This is a genomic window from Anoxybacillus dikiliensis, assembly GCF_050613275.1.
Lineage (GTDB): Bacteria > Bacillota > Bacilli > Bacillales > Anoxybacillaceae > Anoxybacillus.
The window spans coordinates 368,072-383,441 of sequence record NZ_CP187112.1 but is presented as its reverse complement, the minus strand read 5'-3'; the positions used below and the strand labels follow the sequence as shown (position 1 = coordinate 383,441).

The 15,370-nt window shown below is 39.1% G+C and carries 13 protein-coding genes and 3 pseudogenes; 3 read left to right on the top strand and 13 right to left on the bottom strand.

Annotated features, from left to right (window positions below; all coding sequences use genetic code 11):
• Nucleotides 1–9: 9 nt before the first annotated feature.
• The 3 genes and pseudogenes from ACPF7I_RS02050 to ACPF7I_RS02040 all read right to left on the bottom strand — a co-directional run.
• The gene (locus ACPF7I_RS02050; protein WP_430745127.1) at nucleotides 10–741 is read right to left on the bottom strand and encodes an ABC transporter permease; all 732 of its coding nucleotides are present in this window, start codon (nucleotides 739–741) and stop codon (nucleotides 10–12) included.
• The gene (locus tag ACPF7I_RS02045) at nucleotides 738–1,637 is read right to left on the bottom strand and encodes an ABC transporter ATP-binding protein (RefSeq protein ID WP_430745128.1); all 900 of its coding nucleotides are present in this window, start codon (nucleotides 1,635–1,637) and stop codon (nucleotides 738–740) included. The genes ACPF7I_RS02050 and ACPF7I_RS02045 overlap by 4 nt, the downstream gene beginning before the upstream one ends.
• 504 nt (nucleotides 1,638–2,141) lie before the next feature.
• A pseudogene (locus tag ACPF7I_RS02040) lies at nucleotides 2,142–3,106 on the bottom strand (IS1380 family transposase); the annotation flags it as partial.
• Nucleotides 3,107–3,233: 127 nt separating this feature from the next.
• Between ACPF7I_RS02040 and ACPF7I_RS02035 the strand changes: the two are divergent.
• Nucleotides 3,234–3,430 (top strand): annotated as a pseudogene (locus tag ACPF7I_RS02035) (transcriptional regulator); the annotation flags it as partial.
• 186 nt (nucleotides 3,431–3,616) lie between these two features.
• Here the strand turns inward: ACPF7I_RS02035 and ACPF7I_RS02030 are convergent.
• The 4 genes and pseudogenes from ACPF7I_RS02030 to ACPF7I_RS02015 form a co-directional block, all read right to left on the bottom strand.
• Nucleotides 3,617–3,862, bottom strand: coding sequence for a hypothetical protein (locus tag ACPF7I_RS02030; RefSeq protein ID WP_430745130.1), 246 nt, complete (start codon nucleotides 3,860–3,862; stop codon nucleotides 3,617–3,619).
• 84 nt (nucleotides 3,863–3,946) lie between these two features.
• A complete protein-coding gene (locus tag ACPF7I_RS02025) occupies nucleotides 3,947–6,442 on the bottom strand; it encodes a DUF2357 domain-containing protein (RefSeq protein ID WP_430746001.1) in 2,496 nt (831 codons plus the stop codon).
• Nucleotides 6,411–8,087 carry an McrB family protein gene (locus tag ACPF7I_RS02020; RefSeq protein ID WP_430745131.1) on the bottom strand — a complete coding sequence of 559 codons (1,677 nt, stop codon included), beginning with the start codon at nucleotides 8,085–8,087 and terminating at the stop codon, nucleotides 6,411–6,413. The genes ACPF7I_RS02025 and ACPF7I_RS02020 overlap by 32 nt, the downstream gene beginning before the upstream one ends.
• A 44-nt stretch (nucleotides 8,088–8,131) precedes the next feature.
• Nucleotides 8,132–9,303 (bottom strand): annotated as a pseudogene (locus tag ACPF7I_RS02015) (ISL3 family transposase).
• Nucleotides 9,304–9,942: 639 nt separating this feature from the next.
• Between ACPF7I_RS02015 and ACPF7I_RS02010 the strand changes: the two are divergent.
• Together ACPF7I_RS02010 and ACPF7I_RS02005 are read left to right on the top strand one after the other, a co-directional pair.
• A complete protein-coding gene (locus ACPF7I_RS02010) occupies nucleotides 9,943–10,527 on the top strand; it encodes a ComF family protein (RefSeq protein WP_430745132.1) in 585 nt (194 codons plus the stop codon).
• 6 nt (nucleotides 10,528–10,533) lie between these two features.
• The gene (locus tag ACPF7I_RS02005; RefSeq protein ID WP_429636028.1) at nucleotides 10,534–11,061 is read left to right on the top strand and encodes a hypothetical protein; all 528 of its coding nucleotides are present in this window, start codon (nucleotides 10,534–10,536) and stop codon (nucleotides 11,059–11,061) included.
• A 36-nt stretch (nucleotides 11,062–11,097) separates the two neighbouring features.
• Here ACPF7I_RS02005 and ACPF7I_RS02000 read toward each other — a convergent pair whose 3' ends face one another.
• From ACPF7I_RS02000 to ACPF7I_RS01975, 6 genes are all read right to left on the bottom strand, one after another.
• Nucleotides 11,098–11,349: a helix-turn-helix domain-containing protein gene (locus ACPF7I_RS02000; protein ID WP_430746002.1), complete on the bottom strand. Its 252-nt coding sequence runs from the start codon at nucleotides 11,347–11,349 to the stop codon at nucleotides 11,098–11,100.
• 376 nt (nucleotides 11,350–11,725) lie between these two features.
• Nucleotides 11,726–12,853 carry a hypothetical protein gene (locus tag ACPF7I_RS01995; RefSeq protein WP_074044783.1) on the bottom strand — a complete coding sequence of 376 codons (1,128 nt, stop codon included), beginning with the start codon at nucleotides 12,851–12,853 and terminating at the stop codon, nucleotides 11,726–11,728.
• Nucleotides 12,854–12,977: 124 nt separating this feature from the next.
• Nucleotides 12,978–13,124, bottom strand: a complete 147-nt coding sequence (locus tag ACPF7I_RS01990; RefSeq protein ID WP_171700856.1) for a hypothetical protein — start codon at nucleotides 13,122–13,124, stop codon at nucleotides 12,978–12,980.
• Between the two features lie 57 nt (nucleotides 13,125–13,181).
• Nucleotides 13,182–13,754 carry a hypothetical protein gene (locus ACPF7I_RS01985; RefSeq protein ID WP_171700838.1) on the bottom strand — a complete coding sequence of 191 codons (573 nt, stop codon included), beginning with the start codon at nucleotides 13,752–13,754 and terminating at the stop codon, nucleotides 13,182–13,184.
• Nucleotides 13,741–14,478 (bottom strand): hypothetical protein, encoded by a 738-nt coding sequence (locus ACPF7I_RS01980; RefSeq protein ID WP_430745135.1) that lies wholly within the window; start codon nucleotides 14,476–14,478, stop codon nucleotides 13,741–13,743. Before ACPF7I_RS01980 ends, ACPF7I_RS01985 begins: the two co-directional genes overlap by 14 nt.
• Nucleotides 14,479–14,694: 216 nt before the next feature.
• Nucleotides 14,695–15,321 (bottom strand): hypothetical protein, encoded by a 627-nt coding sequence (locus ACPF7I_RS01975; protein ID WP_430745136.1) that lies wholly within the window; start codon nucleotides 15,319–15,321, stop codon nucleotides 14,695–14,697.
• Nucleotides 15,322–15,370: the final 49 nt, after the last annotated feature.

Genomic DNA, 15,370 nt, shown 5'->3' with positions numbered 1-15,370 from the left:
TCCTCCCTTTTAATAGGCACTTAAACCTTTTTTTCGTTTCGCTAATGCAAAAAGCCAATTAAAAATTAACAGGCCTACCACAATATAGAAAAGGGCATTTACAAAGCCCATAAGAAGATATAGGTTATTATCAGTCTGGATGAATAAAGCAATTGAAACAAATGGAAAAACAAAAATCCCAAAAACATGTAGAAATGAGTCCCACTTACTCCAAGGAAGTACCATTGCGGTCATTGATATAAGCATTAATAAGTTAGGCAGAGGACCAATATTTTTATAAAAAATTAAAAGACCACTAAGAATTAATCCGATTCCCACCCCAGTCAATAATATGATTATAGCAGTTATGAAAATAGAAAAAAATGGAACATTTACATTTATAAAAAATATAAAACCAATAAGGGCAACAAAGATAAAAGGAGTTAGAAAGAATATATCACTAACAAGGCGCGACAGTATAACAGTTAAAAAAGAATACCTACTGAAAATAACTCTTTCTAATGTTCCTAATTGTATATCTTCTTGAATATTGGTGCATATAGAGCCTATAGCTGTAATTGCAATAGGCCATAACAAAACACTAATTGCTTGATCTACTGTAGATATTTTTGAAATAATTACAATTGAAACTCCTAAGAAAACGGCACTTTGTATCATGTTCATTAAGAAGGATAAAGGGTAATTTTTCCTAACCCTCCAACTGCGTTTAATCTCAGCTAATACCAATTGAAGAAAGCTCAAGTTCTCCCCTCCACTTGTTGCATACTCTTAATTTCACAAAGTTCATATCCACACTCTAACAATCTAACAATGACTTCATAAAGCTCTTTATTGCTTTTATGACTATAAACTACAAATGAATCAGCTTTAAAGTCTAAAAATATATTTGAAGGAAAGTTAGCAATATCAGAAATATACCCCGAAAATTCGAATGATACAAAATCATAAGAATTAAAGTCTGTCTTGTTTATTTTTAGACTTTCTACAATAGCCCCCTTTTCCATAATAAGAATATGATTCACTGTCGATTGTAAAAAAACGGATTCATGACAAACTATTAATATGCTAATGCCAAGTTCTGATACTAATTGTTGAAGAATTTTGCTTAGTTGTACTTTTGATTCATAATCAAGCCCATTAGTTGGTTCATCTAATATTAGCAATTTAGGCTTACTTAATAGTGCAATTGCAAGTGAAAGTTTTTGTTGCATACCTCTTGAATATGAGCCAGTTAAATTATCAATAAATGTATCTAATCTTAATAACTCAATCATATTATCTATTTCTTTCTTCATATTTCTAATTTTATTTAGTTGACAAAAATACTCCAAATTTTCCCTTCCTCTCAAATTCCAATAAAAAGATCTAGACCCCTCTAGGAGAATTGAAACATTTTCTTTAGCATTGCGATCATTAAGAGGTTGACCAAACAACATGACATTACCTTCATCAGGGATTAAAAGACCCGCAATTAACTTTAAAAGTGTAGTCTTTCCCGATCCATTTCTACCACTAATACCTATAATAGCTTTTTCTGTTAAACGAAAAGAGACTTGGTTTACCGCTCGTATCGTTTTATCTTTCCATTTGAACACTTTAGATACATTACTTACTTCTAAGATATTCTGTCGATCCATTATTAAACCCACCTTGAAAATCCCCGAGCACTTGGGATATATCCCATCAAGCGCTCGGAGATTGTAGATTAAATTTGGTGACTGCCTTTAGAATAGCAATACTGGAAACTAAACACCAGCAAATTAATACCTACGCAACCCAGCTTCTTAAACATGCTATCCCCCCTCTCCTATTTTTCCCTCCTACTTCATAGATAATCCTTAATACCCTATATAACCCTATATATTGTTAATTTGGTATATTAAGAATTATCTACCTTTATAATAAAAATTACCTACTAGATTGTCAATAATTTACCTGAATACGGTATGAATTGAAATTGACTTTGATTTTGTTGTAATTTTTATTGATGTATGATCCATAAAACCCTTTTTATGCTTATGACCTATATCATCTCTATTTCTGAAAATGAAACAAATCTCTTTTTTGGGTGCACAAACCAAAAAAGAGACAAAAAAAGTACAGGGAGTAGTGATGGATATGAGTACTCGAACATTCGTTTGTTATCTTACCTCTTTCCATTTTTGATACACATTCAGTAGGAGTATACTGTACCCACTCCTTCGCGTTAGTTTCATCCATAGCTGCCGCGATCGACGGACGAGTCGTCCTGCCATCGTGATCACCGTCTGAATGATCGTCTTGATGCGGCGGCGTTTCACTTTATGATGTAATGGATGTCTCGGATCGCTTAATAGATCTTGTCCAATCAGACGAAGAAGGTTGTACACGAATGCTCCCATGACTAACACGAGCGCATTCGTTTTCATCTTCCCTGATGGAAGTCGCTCTAAATCTAAGTCGCTTTTCAGTTCGCTATGAAACTGTTCGCATGTCGCATGATCGTGATACAATGCGAGCACATCACTCATTCGAACATGCTCGTATCCTTCGAGGCGCACCCAGTAGCTTTCGACTTCGTAATTAGGAACGAGCATCAGCTGTCCATTTCGTTCCATCGTTCGTTCCGTCACTTGGGTGACTTGAACGTACGTATACGTGTGTCCATCGATTGCTGCGGTCTGTGGAAGGCATAACTCATACGTTTGTACTCCTTCAGTTTGTCCATCATCGATGCGTCTGCCCTTTTGCGAAGCGATCTGGAACCAAAGCGCTTTCGATTCTCGGCGTAAGTTTCGCTTGATGACAAAGTCCACGTATGCACATTCGCTTCCGCATCGTTTCCTGCATCCATGCGGACAAGCAGACGAGACGAGGTCAGCGGACGAGCTCGACGGATGGCGGTAGTTAAAAACGAAGGCATGTTGTCTTGTACATGTTGTTTCCCTGGACGCAGCTCGGCATGAACGATATACCCTTCCTTCCCTGCGTACGCAAACAACGGCGTAAAACCGTCAAATCCTTTATACATTCGACTCACTCCTTCTTTCTTCGTATCGGAGTTGTCAAATGGGGAAGCATCTATATCAAGGGGAAGCCATGTCGTTTTCCCTGATCGTATCAACGGTTTGCATCCATTGTAAAGATGTTTTGTCACGGATTTAGGTTGAACATTTTATTTGTGATATTTTTCTCAAATAAAATGCATGCTACATTACATATGTACAGATCAAAAAATCCCTTTTTGCCCTAGGAGGGAGTGGATGAAAATGAACAAAGCCATGCGCTTACTTGTCGAAGAGTTTGAACAAGAAAAAGAAAAAGAAGTGCACGAAAAAACACTTGAAATAGCAAAAATTTATTAGACGTACTACCGATTCACGAAATTGCAAAACGAACAGGGCTTACAATTAGCGAGGTTGCTGATTTGGCGAAGGAAATGGAGAAATAATAGCTTATCGACGATGTCGCTTTTCGTGTATGGTACGATGACTATGCATGAAAGGTAACTATTCAGCCACATGATCAAGTGGGCTGAATATTTTTTGTATTTCTCATGCGAACAGTGCCTGCCACCGTTCGCTATGGATCGCACTAAAGTTAGGCTGCTCTAATTATTCCTGATAAAAAAGAGAGCTCACTCGCTCTCTTCCTCCTCTTCGTCATCATCAGGCAACGAAAAAGCTCCCCACTTTTTATAATGCTCATTTTTCAACATGTTTTCGATTTCTGCTTCGATATCCTCTTCATCCGTAACCGGAAGCGACATCCCCGCATATCCCCAACCGTTTGACTCGAGCCATTCGATAAACTCTGACATAAAATTTTCATAATCCTTATCACAGTTGACGATGTAGCCATCTAATCGGATGTCAAAACGCATAATGCTCTCTCCTCTCAGCTTGATCATCACAGTTTCTGCCATCAGGAATTATAACATACTGCGAATCACTCGGCACTCATCATCTCAGCCCATCACCCTCAAAATTTCCTTAAACACCATCGATGGCTGTTTCAGTAAGTCATCCATTGGCAACGTTTTGATTTCGCCCCCTTTTGTAATCACTAACTGATGATCGGCTAATTTAATGACGATGTCTTTAATTCGATATGCTTCAATTTTTGACGCTTTATCTAAGTATCGATCATCCAAATCAAACCGAATTCGATCGGATAGTCTCCTGAGCATTCTCCATAAAGTGATTTCCTCTTTAGATTTCATAAATAATTCTGGCAGCTCTTTTGCTTCTTTTAATGTGTTTAACGTTGTCATCGTGTAGACCGATATTCCATATCCCACTGGTCTCACAATGTTCTTTAAAAAATGCCAGCTTTCTATTTCAAATTTCACGTACTCTTCCGAACTATTTTTTGGTAATTCATGAAGCTCGAATCGTTTTACGAATTTCACATCGACAATTTTCCCATAGCAAGTAACCCCATTTACTGGGGCTGCTCCTTTTTTTGGATAAAGGGCAATATATGTTGCTTCTTGCCAACCTTTTTTTAATCGCTTCACAGGAATGTGATAAAAGCGGTGCTGGAGATGGGCGCGGTAGTTTTGCTCTCGCGGCACCATTCCGACAATCACTTTCTCATCTAAAGAAGACTGCCATTCTTCGATTGTTCCTCTTGGAAGAATCCCTTCCTTCTGCAGTTCCTCTGGGCTTTTTTCGATGAGCCGCTCGATCAGTTGTTCGACTAAACGTGTCGCATTCGGCAAAAACGGCAGTCCGCCAATATTGACTTCATTAATGCTTTTGTATAGCTTATGTTCTTCGTAACCATCCTCATCGTACCAAGGGAATAACACATAGGCACCAAATGCCGCTCTTTCGTACGGACCATCATGGCGGACAACGAGTGAATCACGATAGCGATGCATCGTGTTAATATCTTCTTCCATCGGCCCCGGAAGTTGATAATTTCGATGATAGCTGCTTCCTTCAACCGCAAAATCAATGCGATATTTGGCGTCGAAAATATAATTGTACGTGTAGTCTTTTCCCTTCTTTTCAATCGCCAACATCGTATCGGGAATTTGCGGAATGGTCGGTAATTTCCCTTCATATTTTTGATACGTTAAAACAATTTTTTCGCCTGTATGCGGATGTTCATATACTCTTGTCGCTGAACGATTCTTTTCTAAGTTGACAAACAAGCCAGTGCGATTGACCTGGATGATGTCCTGACTTACGAGCTTATACTTTTTCCCTAATATTTGTCCTAATTTCAGAAACGTCCAGTACTCATATAGCGTCGCAACATCTTTAACAGACATTTGGTACAGCTTTCCTTGAAGCGCAAGTCCTCTTGTGACAATCAAATAAATTTGAAAAGCATCGCGATACCCTGGAGCCATCTGCAAAACAAGGCTCATCACGGAACGATCGAGCTTTCCGATTGGTTGCCAAAATCGGTTTTTTGTTTTCTTTTCTAATTCCTTTTTCATGTTCGCAATCTTTTCAAGCAAATCGGGATCCGGTTCCGCTTCATATCGTTTGTTTTTGGATTGAACTTTCTCAAATAAATCTGTTAATTTATGAATCAATCGTATCATCATCCATTTGACAAAACGATTTTCTAATGTATCGTAAGTCAGTTCTTTTTTCATTTTTAATCCCGATATCGGCATCACGGAACGTCCATGGAGCATCAAGCCATTTGCGACTTCACAAAATAATTGCGGTCGTTTCCGCAAATATTGTCTCCCTTTTTGATCAAGCCGGCCGAGCTGATCGCCTCTTGCCTTTATACGGGTAGTGACGAGTTGATGATGCGGCTGCCGTTCAATTTGGTTGATCGCTTGCAGAAAATCGTGAAAATGGGCTTCCATCAGGCGGAAAAATTCACTGCGTGACGGCGTGCCGTCGAGTTTTGCTTTCGCCCGCTGATACGTTTTCTTGATAAAGTGGAAGGCAAGATTGTAAATTTCATCGCTTACTTCTTGTAATAGTTTTTGATAATCTTCTTTATAATTTAATTTCGTTGGAAAAATTTCGAGAGTCACTTCTAAGATCGTCTTGTTTCCGTTTCTTATTTCAAAGGTGGAAAAGCCAACTTCATTTTGAAACTGAAGATTTCCCATTAGTATATAGTCATTGCCGATTTTTACTTTATCGATCGCTCTTCTTAATAACGGATGTTCATGATAAAATGTGAAATCGCCATCCGTTTTCGGGGAAACGATTACTTGATAAATGCCGTTTTCAAAAAAGATCGGGCGATGTGTCGACCATTCGACTAACTTTTGTTGATTAATATCAAATACTTTCACTTCTTGTACGCCTTCCCCTTCTACCGAAAACTCCATCCATTCATGAAAATCTAGTTGGTGGTATTGATGTAGCCCTTGATACTGTTCATGATACGGCTTTCCTTTTATAACAAGGGTTAAACATTCGGTTTCAATATGGACAAGCTGTACATCCTCACGAGCTAATCCAGAAGGAGGTAAAGCCATCATCCCTCAACCTCCTTAACATGTCTAACACTTTGTTTGCACTTCTCGGATATTTCGCATATGTAAAATCCAGCAGGCCATCGTATTCCCCGTTTAATTCAATGTTCGTGCAAAACGTAAATAATTGTTCTAACGCGTGCTGCACTCTTGTGTCGCTTCCAGAGATTCTTGGTAAGATTTTCTGCAGCAGGCAATGGTCAAAGGCATTCCCATGTGTCATCAACTGTCCTTCTTCGTTATAGGCAAGATAAAAACATATTTCGTCGCGGACCCGATAGCCGACATGTGCCCCTAACGGTTGTAAGTATTCATTGATTTGGACTAATTCAGTTGTTGCTTTTTCAACAATGTGAGGATATTGATGATAAACGTCTTTTAAATGTAAATAGACAGCAGCAAACGCCTCTTGTTTTAAAGAGATTGGTTCAACTTTCTTTAATTCTTTTAAAAAGTCTAGATGACTAAGTTGAACGCGGTTAAATTCGATCGTATTAGCCCTGTCTAACACTTTTTTGCTGAAAGGGTGGGTTGTTTCATCCATATTCACCGTTCCGATGATATACACATTTGGTGGCAGGGAGATGTCTTGACCAGCTATTTCTTTTGAAAGAAGATTGGATGATACGATTTTTCCATCTTCCCAACGCCGACTTTCCATCACACTTAATATATCGCTAAAATAATGCTCGACACGGGCTAAATTCATTTCATCAAGCAAAACAAAATAAGGATCCTCTTTATTTTGTTCCGCTTCTAGCACCACTTTCGTGAGCGGTCCTGGCTTAAATTCTCCTTTGATGTCGACATATCCAAGTAAATCAGAGCCATCGTTCCAATCAGGGCGAACAGGGATTAACGTAAATCTTCCATTTTTTTCTGTCGCTCCTACACTTTCCGCAAGCCATTGAATGACCTTTGTTTTCCCCGTTCCTGAAATGCCTGATAAAATGACAAACGGTTTTGTTTTCAATGATAAAAATAAATTGATTATTTCTCCTTTTGTATAGTAAAAACCTTTACCGGAGATATAGGAATAGATATGATTCGTAATCGCTTCATACGAATAAGATGTTTCTATTTGCTTCATATCAACTTTAATCTCCACATATCTTTCATAGTATTGAATCATTTGTTGTAAGTCTTGTTGTAGTTGTTCTTCTGATGGCATTTGTTCAAACGAGTATGGGATATAAGCAGCGACAGACAGCTTATAGTCTTTTGCTTTTTTGCTTTCGCCAAGGTCAATCTCGTCATCTTTTTTGACGTTTTCGCTCATTGGAATGATTTGACGAATCTCTTCTTTGATTTGAAGCATTTCCTCTTTTGGAGTTTCCGTGACCCCTTGGGCAAAAGTTAGATAAACTCTTTTCATATCTTCGCTGAACAAATAAACAATATAATATCCTCTTTGCGTAGACGTTGTGACCGTTTTGTCCATCACCGCAATCCATGGAATCGCAGCCCAATTCCCTTTACCAACGGATCCTTCCACGATATACCGCTCTGGATCAATAAAATGAAAGTGTTTGATTGTGTTTGGAATTTCATTCATAACTAAATGAGCCATCGGATGTTTAGAAATGCTGTCTCTTTTTGCTTGTAAATAGTTCTCCATCACTTGCAAAAGTTGAGTGCGCAAGTCCATTTTTTACAAACCCCTTTTAATATTTGGATAAATACTCTAAAATTTCAATATTTGTGTTCCATCACCAAAAGATGTACTTGCACCTGCCATGAAAGTATGTTAGCTGTTTCTAGCCGAACCCGCAGTGCAAAACGTTGGATATTTCGGTATCCGTATCCCCGACGTTTCATCAGCTTGATCTCGTTATTCGTTCCCTCCATCTTTCCATTCGAATAATGGGATAAAATGCACGATATCATCTCGTCTGTTCGTTTGACGAGTGATTTTGCGATGGCACGAACAACGGGACAAGGACAAAACAAATACCGATGAATCCAAGCCTTCAAGCGTCGTTTCGCCTGTTGCTCATCTTTGCTTTTGAACACATAGCGAACATGTTGGAGCGATTGGTAAACAGACTTTAAGTCACCACTTTCATTACACCATTCTCGTGTGATTTGACGTTCTTTCTCCATCAATTTCGCTGGACATTGGCTCAATAAACGACAAACGTAACGAACATTTTCGCGTTTCTTGCCTCCTTTGCCCAAATATTTGCGACAACGTTCTAAAGCATCTGTAAACAGCTGAATGACATGGAAATAGTCGACGACATGTGTCGCCTCTGGGCAAACCCGTTGAATCGCTTTTTTCATCGCTGGAGCCAAGTCACTCACGACATACTGAACAGAACGAGACACATGAGCCAATGCACGCCCAATGGCTTCCTCGTTCTTTTCTGCTTCCATGGCATACACTTCTCCCGTTTCGGCATCCATCATCGCCACTCCATAGTCATGCCCTTTTCGAAAAGCAAGCTCATCGACACAAACCGCCTTTGGTTGGATGTCATTCGATAGGAAGGAAGGGGCATGGGTATAAAACCATCGTTCAACGGTCGTGTAAGGAAGCTTGAGCATACGAGCCACCGCCTGAATGGATGTTCCGATGCAAGATTGCGCGACCCATCGCTGAAAAGCATCCGTCGCCACACTTCGAGGAGAGGTGGCTGGATACGACGTGCTGAACGTCACGCCACACGTGCTACAACGTCTGCGCTCGATAGGAAGTTCGATCCAAAAAATCCCTATTCGCTGAGCATAGCCATGCATCCATTGCTTCTTTTTGACTGTCATTTTGATCGTGCGCTTCAAGCAGACAGGACATACGGGCATTGTTCGGGTAGAGAAAGTTCGAAAATCCAACGTTCCCCTTCTTTCCGCACCTTTTGAATCAAAACATCTGGTCAATCGATGAGTTCTTTGATAAACTGAGAGTACATGCGAATTTCCCTCCATGGTTTGGTTTGGTCACCTTTACCATACAGGAAAATTCGCATTTTTTGTACCCTCTATTTTCTCTATGCACACCTACCTTAAATGATCAAGTACAACTTGTGGTGAAGAGCCAACAAAATTTCTAAACTCGTTCGACACCAGAACAAAAAATCCTCTCGATTTTTGCCGAGAGAATGTGAAATATGAGATATAATGTCATCCGTGGACGTTGGGTTTAATGAAATTTTTACAACTCAAAACCCATGATCTCCTAACGCCTTTTCAGCAACATTTACGCTTCGATCCCATTGTTCACCATTTCACAATCCAATTTTTGTATTTCCTCGAATGAAGAAACATAGAAATTACTGAACACATCATTGCCAGCGAAGTGAAAATTTAAGCAACGTTTAAAAACAGTTTATGTAAGTATCGTGTTCCTTCTTTGTTATTTCTAAATTCAAATTATAGCTTGACACTTTTCCACAGCATTAAGAAAAATTCCGGTTTTATTTTTCATATTTTTACAAAATTGCACAAGGAATCTGACAGCTATTGTCGAAAAAATATTTAAAACGAGAAAGTGGGAGGGAAGCTTGTTGCGCAAAATCAACCCTATTCGGTTGGTTGGTATTTGGAAAGAAGGGTATGCCCTAGATTATCATTCAATTACAAGCGAATTCATCGGTATAGATGAATGGGGGCACAATCGCTTTCAAACAACTAGAAGTTATTTAGGTGAGTTATTGTATCAATTTAAGTATAATCAAGATAGGGAGAAGTTAGCTGAAATAATAAGCCTGATCACCCAATTTATTTCTCGTTGGAATGCCATAAAGGAAGTAGACGTAGTTCTCCCAGTACCCCCATCTAACCGTAACAGAACATTTCAACCTGTTTTTGAACTAAGCAAACAGATTGCGGACTATTTACGTGTACCTTCATATAATGACATATTAGAAAAAACAAATGCAGCTCAAGCCAAAAATCTAAATAAATTTGATAAATCAGAAATATCAGGGTCGATTGTGCGAAAAAAAAGATTTTTAAAATTGGTCAATATATTAGTTGTAGACGATTTATACTCCAGCGGAGCAACATTGCATGAAACTGTGAGAGTGTTAAAAACAGATGAGAATGTTAAAAATGTATACGTCCTCACAATAACAAAAACAAGAAGGTGAATTGAAATGAAAGTATTTGTCGCGGGACCACGAGCAGTATCTGTTTTGAATAAACAAGTAAAAGAAAGATTGTCCAACATTATAAACAACAATTTCACTGTTTTGGTCGGAGATGCAAATGGAGTCGATAAGCAAGTACAAAAGTTTTTACATTCGGTGAATTATCGAAATGTTAAAGTTTATGCAACAAATGGAAGAGCAAGAAATAATATCGGACAATGGGAAGTAGAGAAGGTGAATGTTGAACCAACAAAAAAAGGATTTGATTACTACGCAGCCAAAGATATAGAGATGGCGAAGGATGCAGACTACGGTTTTATGATTTGGAACGGGCAAAGTAAAGGAACGTTAAACAACATGATCAATCTTGCCAAGCTAAACAAAAAAGTATTAGTATACTTTATCCCTGCTAAACAATTTTACACAGTTAAAGATGTGGGTGACATTCAGATGATGATAGACACCGGCAATCCCCCTATTTCCACAAAACTTCATGAGCTCATGCGTGCTTCAGAGCAGTTAAAGCTGTTTTGAATTGTTAAAATAGCGAACAGTGCCAGGCACTATTCGCTAAGATTGTAAAATGCGCGTGTTCCATGACGAAGCGATGCCCCAGCCGACATCCACAGGGGTGGTGGTTAACACGAGTTGTCTAATTTCTTGTTGTTGTTCTTCCGTAAGAAATGGCACGCGACCAGGCGGCAACCGACGATCGAGTAGATGATCGAGCCCACCTTGATTAAAACGTGCAACGTAGAGGACAACCGATTGACGGCATACGTTGATCATTTTCGCGACATCTTTACCGAGGTGATCTTCCATGACAAGACGAACAGCGGTCACCCGAACGCGAAGAGAAGCATCTTTGATTTTCCGTTCTTGTTTCCGAAGTGTTCAAGGCGTCCAGCCGTGATCATTTGTAATTTTAAGACGTTTCATGTCCTTTCCGCTCCTTTTACACATGAGTATTTAGGAGCAGTATAGCCATGAAAAAAGGTGCTCATACAGAAGTCATCGTTTTAAGGTGCATGTATATAGAATACCGCAGCATTCGAACAGCGGTTTTGCTGTATATGTTGTTCCGTCTGCTTTTGCTTCGTTCGAATCATTTGCACGTGCCGCTTTTTCATTTCTTTTTCTTGCTTTTTGTCTTTGACAAGTGCTGTTTCTATTCAAACATATAATGTAGTTAAGCAAGCTACAGAACTACCCATCCTTCATTTATAATACGTCTCGCAGCATTTCTTATCCCATTATAACTAATTCTCCCATTACCAAAAAAAGGAGTGGAAAGCATCAAAATAGATCTTTCATTGCTAAAAGTAATTTTATAAAGTGTATATTGCTCATGTTGAAAATTCCAAGTACTAACCATTTCAATCGTCGAAGAGAAATAGTTTAGCATCATTTCAGTGAGCGTTCGATCATAAGATACGAGGAGCTTTACATTTTGATTTTCAATAATTGTTTTACGAATAAGGGAAAGTCTGTTGTTGGCTACTTCATCATAATAATCATTTACAGAATTCCAAATAGATTCATAAGGTTTTATGCTTTTTTTAGACGGCTTGGGCAATGGCATCATTTCGCCAAGAAAATGATTGGAACTTTCTCTCCCTAATTGCTTAGTATAAAAAATGTAATCGTTAATATTTTCAACAGTTGCGTCCCTTCCTTCGATCTCCAAAATAAAAGCCGCTATATAGCGCCAAACATTAGGACCTGTCCATGATGATAACGATATATTGTACAAATCTTCCCAAACATGCCGAAAATCCATTTGAAGATGAAACTTTGAGCGAATCTCTAAACTTTGTTCAAGTGTTTTCGTACGGTGTCTCCATATTTCTGCCCCGCCTTCTTCAACCCCAATAAACCAAACCGGTGCATTGACATTTCCGTAGCCAAGCCAATTATACAAACATGAACGAACCAATCTCTCAAAAGAAGTCGAGGTTTCCTGCCTTATTTCGTTACTGTCATGGTTCAAATTTTCGCCAGTTTGTATCATTTCAGCCCTTTTCCCTGACATAGACATCATGGCAATCTCAATCAATTCCCTTAACTGTTGATCAGAAAAATTTTCAATCTTTATCCATCCTCGCGGATCAACGTTATATCCTTTTTTCTTTATGATTTCACTATCCATATACTTGGCATTTACATATCCATTTCCACTAGGGTATAATTCCCTAGCTAATATTTTCCCTCTTTGCAAGCTTTCTGGATAAACATAATTTACTCGATTGTTACTTATAGGCTTTTCTTGTAATTGCTTAAATGACCGAAAAATAGCTTTCTTATGCTCAAAGCTCAGCATGTTCATTCCTCTCCCCCATATCTTTAATACGATGCTCCTTGGCCAGCGATTCCCGATTCACGGGAAAAAAGCAGGGCTTGCCATATCTTCGCCGTAAGCAGTGTGAAATGGCAATTATACTCTATCGTGTTCATTTTAAAACTCCCAAATAACTAAATTCTTTTGTACCAGGCAGTTTTCTGCAATAACCGTTTTCTCTTTCGCCGTTTCTCCATTTATCCAACTCCGCTAGACGGAATATTGCCATCCGAATAGGCATTTCTATTTTGATCCCCACGCACCGCCCCTCCTCAGTCCGTCAACTGTTTTGATTTCCCTAATTCCAGTTTATCTGTCACAAACGATTCAACTCATCAAACACCCTATCCTTAATGTTCGTTGATGTAATGGATAATAAATCAATTTTCTTTGAAATAACTTCTTGAATTTTACCATATTTTTCTGAAGTTTTTTCGTCATTTGGAACGCGTTTAAACACTCCATTTTCAGATTCATGATTAGTAAAGTTATTGCCATCATATAAAGGCCAGTAGAAAAACCAATGCTCAGAAACGCTCGGCGGTTTATCCCAATGTTCAAGGGTTGAATATACGTATTTGCATAACGTCATCCGTGGTTCTTCTTCAAATGAGATTTCAACCGCATAGATTGGGTCGTTTTTCAACCCATTCCCCGACTGGCAAGGAGGGGCGGAATCTCTCTGATATAGCTTGATAAAAGATTGAATGAACCAGCCTCGATACTCGCGGTCAGATTTCTGACGTAAAAATTGTGGGATCACCGGAACAAATCCACATTCAACCGATTGACGATCCAATTCCGCCAACAGTTTATCGACACTCTCGTACGTTTTTCGCACAACCTCAAAAGCGTTTTTTATGTTCTCTCGTATACTAACGGAATTCATAATACCACTCCTTTTCAATACGATTGGCACTTAAATGAAAAAACTGTTCATCCAGATAAAAATGAAAATAGGAGTAGCGGTCAACTAAAGGACAAGCAAGGCTTTGAAAGTTTTGAAAACGATCAAATCCCTTTTTTCTTAATAAAGCAATCAAATCCTCCAATATTAACCTTTCAAACTCATTCAATGTTTCATTTTTTTGCACGCACACCAATTGATGGAACACTTCTTGCCACGATAAATACCCAAAATGAACACCGCTTGGCAGTTTTCTGTCTTCCATCACCTTTTTAGCAATCATATTCACTTCTGGTTCCGTTCCTAATAAGAGCAAAAACTTTGGCGTCTGCCCTTTACCCTTTAGTAAATCACTCGCTTCTCGCTCCAATTGATCGTCTGATGATAAAGGACTATGGTATTTCACTTCGATTCCTATGATCAAATGATCCAATTCCAGCAAAACATCGATTTCGCTTCTTTCTCCCTTGACCCAAAACTTAACCTTATCCCCTATAAATTCGTCTTTTTGCGCCGCCAAACCGTTTATGAACACCGTTTGATCAGTTTGAGAAAAAAATACAGCCTTGCTTAAAATCGGCTTAATCCCTTTGTGAAAAGGGAGATAACGCGACGTACCAAATACGTTCGCTGTCAGCTGATCTTCAAGCCGCTCGCTTAAATTCGAACCGTCTGATGATATTTTTCCATGTATTTCAGCTAACAAACTTTCTCCCCCCTGTCTGTGCCCATACATTCGACAAGTGACAGGATCCGCGTGCAACGAAGCTTCTCCTGTCGCACTCTAATTTTTTAATTGCTTCTCATAACACTTCTTCATCACAACAGATAAATCCGGGTTAATCAAGTCTTGCCCGAGACGTTTTCGTTCCTGACACAGCTTTTCTTCGATAGGTGACAACAGACACTAAAACTATTTCTCTCAACTATATACGTCCCCAACATGAACGGCTACATATCGGAACTCGCCATGTTTATCTTGGTTGATAGTAGAATAATGATGCCATTTCAATTGATATCTCCCTTTAATAAAGATCGGCGCATCACGGTTTTTTTTCGTCCCTGCTGATGCACGTTCCTGCCATTTTAACTCCCCGGTGATGATCCGGTTTTCATGAATGCGAAACTCGCAGTCCACCGTATTTGGTCGCATCGGCTCGGTCCAATACAAATGGTCATTCGTTAGCAGCACAACGATCCCGTATACATTCCTTCTCCCCATTGTTATTCGTTCTAACTTTTCCACTTGCGCCAAAAAATCATAACGACCCTGATCCTGAGCACCGTGGTGCTTCAATTCAATCGTTTGCCCGTTTTGCTTTATCGTGACCCGAGCGAGCTTGTTCATTAAACAAATCGCGTATTGGCGCCCACTTTCCGGTTCTTCCACCCACAAATCGATCAGATAATCATGAACGCGTTTGTTCTCCTCGACGCGGAATTTTTCTTGAAGTTGAAATTTTAATGACTGTTTAAACGCTTCTTTTGAAGCAAAAAATCGATACTTTTGCGATAGGCGTTCCAATTCCTCGTGAATAGAAAACATCATTTTCCTCCTTCCCTTATCTATAGTTGCTGCCCAAACGGCCGTGTTGCAA

Excerpts from the sequence above, each read along its gene's own strand:
- ACPF7I_RS02045 (WP_430745128.1), bottom strand. The coding sequence starts at position 1,637 with ATGGATCGACAGAATATCTTAGAAGTAAGTAATGTATCTAAAGTGTTC.
- ACPF7I_RS02030 (WP_430745130.1), bottom strand. The coding sequence starts at position 3,862 with ATGCGTTTTGACATCCGATTAGATGGCTACATCGTCAACTGTGATAAG.
- ACPF7I_RS02025 (WP_430746001.1), bottom strand. The coding sequence starts at position 6,442 with ATGGCTTTACCTCCTTCTGGATTAGCTCGTGAGGATGTACAGCTTGTC.
- ACPF7I_RS02020 (WP_430745131.1), bottom strand. The coding sequence starts at position 8,087 with ATGGACTTGCGCACTCAACTTTTGCAAGTGATGGAGAACTATTTACAA.
- ACPF7I_RS02005 (WP_429636028.1), top strand. The coding sequence starts at position 10,534 with ATGAAAGTATTTGTCGCGGGACCACGAGCAGTATCTGTTTTGAATAAA.
- ACPF7I_RS02000 (WP_430746002.1), bottom strand. The coding sequence starts at position 11,349 with ATGGAAGATCACCTCGGTAAAGATGTCGCGAAAATGATCAACGTATGC.
- ACPF7I_RS01995 (WP_074044783.1), bottom strand. The coding sequence starts at position 12,853 with ATGAACATGCTGAGCTTTGAGCATAAGAAAGCTATTTTTCGGTCATTT.
- ACPF7I_RS01985 (WP_171700838.1), bottom strand. The coding sequence starts at position 13,754 with ATGAATTCCGTTAGTATACGAGAGAACATAAAAAACGCTTTTGAGGTT.
- ACPF7I_RS01975 (WP_430745136.1), bottom strand. The coding sequence starts at position 15,321 with ATGATGTTTTCTATTCACGAGGAATTGGAACGCCTATCGCAAAAGTAT.